Origin of the sequence: Nisaea sediminum (assembly GCF_014904705.1) — a bacterium.
Lineage (GTDB): Bacteria > Pseudomonadota > Alphaproteobacteria > Thalassobaculales > Thalassobaculaceae > Nisaea > Nisaea sediminum.
The window spans coordinates 288,892-296,950 of record NZ_JACZCQ010000010.1; the positions used below are offsets into that span (position 1 = coordinate 288,892).

Annotated in this window: 5 protein-coding genes and 2 tRNA genes; 5 read left to right on the forward strand and 2 right to left on the reverse strand. The window is 63.2% G+C overall.

The window, feature by feature from the left end; genetic code table 11:
• Nucleotides 1-8: 8 nt before the first annotated feature.
• A complete protein-coding gene (locus IG122_RS20205; RefSeq protein WP_193187950.1) occupies nt 9-3,785 on the forward strand; it encodes an LVIVD repeat-containing protein in 3,777 nt (1,258 codons plus the stop codon).
• A 79-nt stretch (nt 3,786-3,864) separates the two neighbouring features.
• The gene (locus IG122_RS20210) at nt 3,865-4,512 is read left to right on the forward strand and encodes a c-type cytochrome (RefSeq protein WP_193187953.1); all 648 of its coding nucleotides are present in this window, start codon (nt 3,865-3,867) and stop codon (nt 4,510-4,512) included.
• Between the two features lie 6 nt (nt 4,513-4,518).
• Here IG122_RS20210 and IG122_RS20215 read toward each other — a convergent pair whose 3' ends face one another.
• Together IG122_RS20215 and rlmB are read right to left on the reverse strand one after the other, a co-directional pair.
• Nucleotides 4,519-5,991, reverse strand: coding sequence for a hypothetical protein (locus IG122_RS20215; protein WP_193187954.1), 1,473 nt, complete (start codon nt 5,989-5,991; stop codon nt 4,519-4,521).
• A 147-nt stretch (nt 5,992-6,138) separates the two neighbouring features.
• Nucleotides 6,139-6,954, reverse strand: a complete 816-nt coding sequence (gene rlmB, locus IG122_RS20220) for a 23S rRNA (guanosine(2251)-2'-O)-methyltransferase RlmB (protein WP_193187955.1) — start codon at nt 6,952-6,954, stop codon at nt 6,139-6,141.
• Nucleotides 6,955-7,152: 198 nt separating this feature from the next.
• Here rlmB and IG122_RS20225 point away from each other — a divergent pair.
• The 3 genes from IG122_RS20225 to IG122_RS20235 all read left to right on the forward strand — a co-directional run.
• Nucleotides 7,153-7,237: transfer RNA gene (locus tag IG122_RS20225), tRNA-Tyr, on the forward strand.
• A 110-nt stretch (nt 7,238-7,347) separates the two neighbouring features.
• Nucleotides 7,348-7,421 (forward strand) — tRNA-Gly (locus IG122_RS20230).
• 100 nt (nt 7,422-7,521) lie between these two features.
• Nucleotides 7,522-8,059 (forward strand): GTP-binding protein (locus IG122_RS20235; RefSeq protein WP_193187956.1); only part of this gene is annotated, 538 nt, incomplete at its 3' end.

Sequence of the window (8,059 nt, forward strand, 5' to 3'; positions counted from 1 at the left end):
GAGCGGTCATGCGGCGCGGCACCCCATTCACCCTGGCCTTGCTTTTCACGTTCCTTGCGCTTGCGCCGGACGCGGGGATGGCGGCCACGGGGGAGAAGCCGCGCGATATCCACTACACGCAAACACCACCTGCGCCGAAATGGCAGCCGCAGCAGGCGATCGACGCGAAGAGTGCCGGTTGCATGAGCTGCCATACCGAAACGGACGAGCCGAGCATGCACCGCAGCGGCGGCGTGCCGCTCGGCTGCACGGATTGCCATGGCGGCGATGCGACGGTGAAGAAGCCGGACGAGGGCGCGCCCTCGCAAACGGCTTACCGTTCCGCGCTCGACAAGGCACATGTCCAGCCTCTCTATCCGGAGAGCTGGCAGTATCCGGCCAGCGCCAATCCGGAGCGGTCCTATACGCTGCTGAACCGGGAGAGCCCGGAATTCATCCGTTTCGTCAATCCGAGCGACTACCGGGTCGTGGACGAGTCCTGCGGCGCCTGCCATGCGCGGGAGATCCGTGCCGCCAGGAACAGCCTGATGGCGACCGGTGCCATGCTCTGGGGCGGGGCCGCCTATAACAACGGCATTCTGCCCTACAAGAACTACCTGCTCGGCGAGGCCTATACGCGCGATGGCCAGCCGGCGGCGCTGACCAATCCGGTGCCGCCGACCGACGGGATGAAGGCCGCCGGCGTGCTGGAAAAGCTGGTGCCGATGCCGGCCTGGGAGGTGATCCCGCCGGGCGACATCTTCCGGGTCTTCGAACGCGGCGGACGGAATATAGTCAACCTGTTCCCGGAAATCGGCCTGCCGAACGCGCTCGGTCAACTGCAGCGCCTGGAAGAGCCCGGCCGCCCGGATCTCAAACAGTCGAACCGAGGTCCCGGTACCGGTCTGCGCATCTCGGTGCCGGTGATCAACATCCACAAGACCCGCCTCAACGATCCTTTCACCTGGTTCCTCGGCACCAACGACCAGCCGGGCGATTTCCGCTCCTCCGGCTGCGCCTCCTGCCACGTGGTCTATGCGAACGACCGCGACCCGCGCCATTCCGGGCCCTATTCGGCGCTGGGGCATATGGGGGTGACGGACAGCAAGGACCCGACGATCCCGCGCAACGAGCCGGGTCACCCGCTGCGCCACGAGTTCACCAGCGCGATCCCGACCAGCCAGTGCATGGTCTGCCACATGCATCAGCCGAACGTCTTCGTGAACTCCTTCCTCGGCTACACCATGTGGGACTACGAGTCCGACGCGCCGCACATGTGGCCGAAGGAGCAGAAATATCCGAGCAACGCGGAGATGCACGCGATCCTCGAGCGCAACCCGGAGGAGGCGGCGATCCGCGGTCTCTGGGGCGACCGGGCCTTCCTCGCCAAGGTCTCGGAGATGAACCCGAAACTGAACAACACCCAGTTCGCCGACTATCATGGTCACGGCTGGAACTTCCGCGCGATCTTCAAGAAGGACGAAGCCGGCAATCTGCTCGACAAGGACGGCAACGTGGTCTCGCCGGACGATCCGGACAAATTCAAGAAGGCCGTGCACATGTCCTCGATCCATCTCGATGTCGGCATGCATTGCGTCGACTGCCACTTCGAGCAGGACGCGCACGGCAATGGACATCTTTATGGCGAGGTCGCCAACGCCATCGAGATCACTTGCCAGGACTGCCACGGCACGGCGGACGAATATCCGACCCTGTTGACCTCTGGGCCGGCGGCGCCCGAGGGCGGCACGGACATCTCGCTGACCCGCAATTCCGACGGCACGCGCCGCTTCGAATGGCGCGGCAAGACGCTGGTTCAGCGCTCGGCTCTCTGGCCGGGGCTGGAATGGGAAGTCAGCCTGGTGAAGAATACGGTCGACCCCGCGAGTGCCGACTACAATGCCAAGGCCGCCCGAGCGAAGCTGATGAAGGGCGATCCGGACGACATGTCCTGGGGCCCTGGCGTGCCGAAGGAGGCGCGGGCGCACAAGGACGACGAGATGGAGTGCTTCACCTGCCATCTCTCCTGGACCACGAGCTGCGCCGGCTGCCACCTGCCGATCCAGGCCAACTGGAAGACCGAACGTCATCACTACGAAGGCGGCGAGACCCGCAACTACGCGACCTACAATCCGCAGGTCGTGCGCGACCAGATGTTCCAGCTCGGGCGGCACTCGACGGCGAAAGGCAATACCATCGCTCCGGTGCGTTCCTCCTCGGCACTGATCCTCTCCTCGACCAACATCAACCGCGAGCGGATCTACATCCAGCAGCCGCCGATCGCGGCCTCCGGCTATTCGAGCCAGGCCTTCGCGCCGCATTTCCCGCACACGGTGCGCAAGGAGGAGACCAAGACCTGCTCCGATTGCCATCTCTCGGAGAAGAACGACAACAACGCCCGCATGGCTCAGCTTCTGCTGCTCGGCACCAACTTCGTGAATTTCGTCGGCTATAACGCCTGGGTCGGCGGCGATGGCGGGGTCGAGGCGGTGCGGGTCACCGAATGGGACGAGCCGCAGGCGGTGATCGGCTCCTACCTGCAGCGCTACGCCTATCCGGACTGGTATGAGGATCACCAGCAGGCGGGGCGTGAGCTCAAAGAGAGCTACGCGCATGACGGGCCGGGCGCTGCCAACTGCCTGCAGCTCCGGGGCGAGTATCTCTATACCGCCGAGGGGCCGGGCGGATTCCACGTCTATGACGTCGCCTCGATCGCCAACAAGGGCTTCAGCCAGCGCATCATCACCGCGCCGTTTTCGGAGCTCGGCCACGACACCCAGGTGGAAACGGCGAACGCAACCTGCATGGCGCTGCCGAGCACCCAGCCGATCCAGCCCCTGCGCAACCAGGGTGAGTTGATGCGGGTGGCGAACCAGGAACAGCCGTTCCACCCGATCTATAATTACGCGCTGGTCACGGATTCCGAGGAAGGTCTCATCCTCGTCGACATCAACACCATGGCCGATGGCGAGCCGCGCAACAATTTCCTCGACCGGGCGGTGACCTGGAACGGTGACGGCGTGCTCGACGGCGCCCGCCACATCACCGTCGCCGGGCATTTCGTCTATGTGACCACGCCGAAGAGCCTGGTCGTGCTCGATCTCGACGATCCGCTGGCACCGAAGCTTGTGAAGCAGATTCCGATGGACGATCCGCGCGCGACCGCGGTGCAGTTCCGCTACCTCTTCGTCAGTGACGCCGAGGGCGTGAAGGTCTTCGACGTCACCGACCCACGCGGGATCCGCAAGGTTCCGGGGGCGATCGTGCCGCTCGCGGATGCGCGGCGTATCTATGTCGCGCGGACCTATGCCTACGTGGCGAACGGTCGCGACGGGCTGGCAATCCTCAATGTGAAAAACCCGGCGATGCCGGTCCTGCACCAGATGTTCAACGCAGACGGCGCGATCTCGGACGCCCGGGATGTCATCGTCGGCTCCACCAATGCGTCGCTCTTCGCCTATGTCGCGGACGGCGTGAACGGTCTGAAGGTGATCCAGCTGACCGCGCCGGACACGCAACCGCGCTTCTACGGCTTTAGCCCGGAGCCGAAACCGGAGCTGATTGCCTGGAAGAAGACGTCCTATCCCGCCCTGGCGCTCTCCAAGGGGCTAGATCGGGACCGGGGCGTGGACGAAACCGGGGGACAGATCGCGATCTTCGGGCGTCTCGGTTCGCGTCCGTTCACGCTGGAAGAGATGCGGCATTTCTATCTGAACGATTCCGGCGCGCCCTACTTCGTCAGTGACGAGATCCGGCAAGAGGATTTCGTCGCCGTCGGCGACGGGCGGCAGGCAAAGGCCAATTGACCCGCGTCTTGGCCGGATCTGCCGCGATGGCGTATGATCCGGAACATGTCAGACATCTCACCCATTCCGGAGACGGGCGATGAGCCGGACCGGCGATGAACGGCGATCCCGCAGACTGGCGCGCATGCGGGCTCGTGCGCTCGGTGGAGAACGCCGGAGCGACCGGCTGTTGCGGGAAATTGTCGACGAGGCCGAGGAGGAGATCGAATCGGCCGAACGCGGGCTCGTGGGGAGCATCTCCCGCAAACTCGGCGCGAAAGGCCGGTTTCTTGCGATCGCCACCCTGATCGGTGCGACGATCACGGTGGCCTCGATCTATTACGAGCGACGTGTCATCGAAACCGCGGTCCGGGCCGATTGGCAGGATCCGGTCCTGGTCTCGGAAGGCCGTGCGCTCTACCGGGACAATTGTGCATTCTGCCATGGCGATGCCCTCGAGGGGCAATCCGGTTGGGATGGCGACTATCCGCGTGGCCACAGGCCCGGGCTCCCACTGGACGGCACGGCGCCGATCTGGCGGCTGAGCGACGACGATATTTTCGACGTTATCAAGTATGGCGGCCAGCCGTTCTCGCCGCGCAGCTACAAGAACGATATGCCCGGATTTGAAATGCAGATACCGGATGCCGGGATCTGGGCCCTCGTCGCCTTCATCAAGAGCCGCTGGTCGGAGGAAACGCGGCAACAGCAGGAGGAAGAAGTAGCGCAGCGGCGCCCGGCCGGATAAAGCGGGTCAGGCGAGGCCGGCGGCCTTGAGACGCTGTTCGAGGTTCTTGAGCATCGCTTTCTTTTTCTGCGCGTCGCTGCTGTCCGCGAGATAACTTTCCAGAAAATCCGGCTTCTTCATGAAATCGTGCGCCGCCTTGCGGGCGATCTTCACATTGCCGGAGCCGACAACGGTCCCCTCGGCCAGCAGATCGATCACCTTGAGCGCCTTCGCCGCGGTCGTGGCGGAGCGGGCTTCGAGCTTCTTGTAAAAGTCGGATTGCTCAAGGATCGAGGCCTGCAGTTCCTCGACGATGTTACAGATCCGGTCCTCGATGCGCGGCGGGAATTTGTTCGCCCTGGCTTGCTTGAACACCTTGGCGAGGAGCGCGAGCTTGTCCTCGAGCCCGCCTTCGCTGTTCCGGACCGCGCGCTCGAAGTCCGGCTGGCCCATGACAGAGGTCACGTATCTCGAGAGATAATCCAACCCTTTCTCGCTGATCGCACCTTTGCGCAATTGCAGGGCCATCAGGATTTTGTCCGGGACTTCGATCCGTCCGCCGACGACGAGGTCGATGGTCTCGTCGCTCAACAGGGAGGCTTCACGTTTCTCGAGCGCCGAGCGGCATTCGTCCCCTCCGAGGAACCCGTTCGGTGTATTCATCTTGTTGTAGATGCTCCGCACCTGCTCGAGCTCGGCGCCGAGATTCCCGTTCGTCAGCTTGCCGCTCGATTCCAGCGCCCGGACCAGAAGCCGCAGGATGACGTCACGGGTCTCGGGGATGTAGCCGGACTTCGCCAGCGTGTAGAACTTCTTTGCGTTCGCCGGCTTGTCCGGCGCCTGGAACGGTTCGATCTCGCCGCGATGAAGCGCCATCAGACGTTCGACCTCTTCGCCGGTCGAGCGCATTTCGCCGAAGATGTTCTTCGCAGCATCCGGCGCGCGCAGGATCTCGGCGATGAAGGGGTCGAAATGCCCGAATGCCTCGATCCCGGTGATGGTGTGGCCGAGGTCGTACAGCGTTTCGAATTTCTTCACCCAATCATTCACGCCGTTCAATGTTTCCGTCAGCACGGCGCGAACCCTGAAAGCATGCTCCGCCGGCTTCTCGCCGCTACGGGCGGTCATCAGGTCCGGGAGGTTTCCCTTGTCCAGTTTTGCCGGCGGTTCCTTCTCCAGTTTCTGGAGGCAATCCTTGTGCAGACTGTCGGTCAATTCATAGAGTCGGCGGACCCGTTCGCTAACGGGCATCTGGGTCCCCTTCACCTGCGCGATGGCGGTCTTCTGCACCGCCTGCATCAGGGTCTGGCCGGCATCGCTGAAGGCGCGCTGGTGGCGCGTTGAATGCAGCAGCTCGGTCGGGGTCAGGCGGACGGACTGAAGGTAGCGGCCCGCAGCGCGGCCGATGGCATCGCGGGATTTACGCGAATAGAAGTCCGGCACATCCTCGCAGATCGCGTCCTTGAAGCTTTGTGCCTCGGCTTTTTGCTGATCTGTCATAATTTTTATAGGTGTTACCTGAAAGAAACTTGCCGATTGCTAGGGAATTCGCGTGGTTTACCTTCGAATTAGACCACGAATAACCCGCGTGTTCTATAATACGCAACCCAATATGCGTGTGACATAAGCCACGCGGTCGTCGGGATGTTACCCTTGCTTCTGCCGGGCCGCTTCATAAAGCGTGGCGGCGGTTGCCGCGGAAACATTGAGGGTCGCGACCGGGCCCGCTGTCGGCAGCCGCACCAGCAAGTCGCAATGTTCCCGCGTCAGACGCCTGAGGCCGCTGCCTTCCGCACCCATGACGATCGCGATCCGTCCCTTGAGGTCGACTTCGTCGATCCGTTTTTCTGCGTCCCCGTCGAGCCCGACGCACCAGAAACCGCCCTCCTGAAGCATCTCCATCGAGCGGCTGAGATTGGTGACGTAGACCAGATCGATCGCATCGAGGGCGCCGGACGCGGATTTCGCCAGCACCCCGGTCGTCGGTGCCGCATTCCTGTCGGTGGCGATGACGGCCCGGGCGCCGAAGGCCGCCGCCGAGCGCAGGACCGCCCCGACATTGTGCGGATCGGTGACCTGATCGAGCAGAACGAGAAGGCATTGTTCGTCCGCATTCTTTACAACATCTTCGATCGCGACCTCCGGAAGTGGCCTGACCTCGGCAATGATGCCCTGGTGAACGGCTCCTTCGCCCGCGAGGGCGTCGAGTGTGTCCTTGTCCCTGATCAGCGGCTGCGGAAGTGTCTCGCGCCGCTGTTCGGGAAGAGCGGCGAGGCGTGCCGCGAGGTCCGCCTCGCTCCGCATTGTACAGAGCAGGGCCTTGATGTGCCGTTTATCGTTCGCAAGCGCCATCGAGACCGCGTGCCAGCCCCAGAGCAGGTCCTTGCCCGAGGCCGCGGGGCCTGATTGCGGTTTGCCGCGAGCGCGCCCTTGCGAAGGTTTGCGGGATCGGAATTTGCTCATGAGGCCCACCTGGTCGTAAGATCGCTCCGGCCCGTCGCGGGCAGAGCGCCGTTTCGCGGAATGAATGCCGCGTGACCGCTTTTGCCATGTTTTTTGACGTTGACAAACAGAGACTATTTCTCATATTTCGCACTCCCTTCAAACGCGGGGACCGAAACAGTCACGAAAGTGGCCGACGGAATTCGCGTTCGGGAATCGGGTGGGGTGCCCGAGCGGCTAAAGGGGACGGGCTGTAAACCCGTTGGCTATGCCTACGTTGGTTCGAATCCAACCCCCACCACCATTCCACTTGCCGTGCTGGCGTTCGGCCGGAAAGTGGGAGACAAGAGTATAGTGCTTGGCCGGTGTTCGGGACGGAAGTCGCGGGCACCGCCGCGGTGTGCGGTAGGCTGGGCGGGTGTAGCTCAATGGTAGAGCAGCAGCCTTCCAAGCTGAATACGTGGGTTCGATTCCCATCACCCGCTCCACCGCACCCCGCCGCGGCAGGCTGAGCAGAGGGATCAATTCGGGTCATGCACGGTGCGGAGCGCCAGCGTGGCCGTCAAATCAAGCAGGAACACGTGCGCGATGGCGAAGGAAAAGTTTCAGCGGAATAAGCCGCACTGCAACATTGGCACGATCGGCCACGTCGACCACGGCAAGACGTCGCTGACGGCCGCGATCACGAAGGTGCTGGCTGAGACGGGTGGTGCGTCTTTTACGGCGTACGACCAGATCGACAAGGCGCCTGAAGAGCGTGCACGCGGGATCACGATTTCGACGGCGCACGTCGAGTACGAGACGGCGAACCGTCACTATGCGCATGTCGACTGCCCTGGTCACGCTGACTACGTGAAGAACATGATCACGGGTGCGGCTCAGATGGACGGCGCGATCCTGGTCGTGTCCGCTGCCGACGGCCCGATGCCGCAGACCCGCGAGCACATCCTCCTGGCGCGCCAGGTCGGCGTTCCGGCTCTGGTGGTGTTCCTGAACAAGGTCGACCAGGTGGATGACGAAGAGCTTCTTGAGCTGGTCGAGCTCGAAGTTCGCGAGCTTCTGTCCTCCTACGACTTCCCGGGCGACGATATTCCGATCGTGAAGGGCTCTGCTCTCGCGGCTCTGG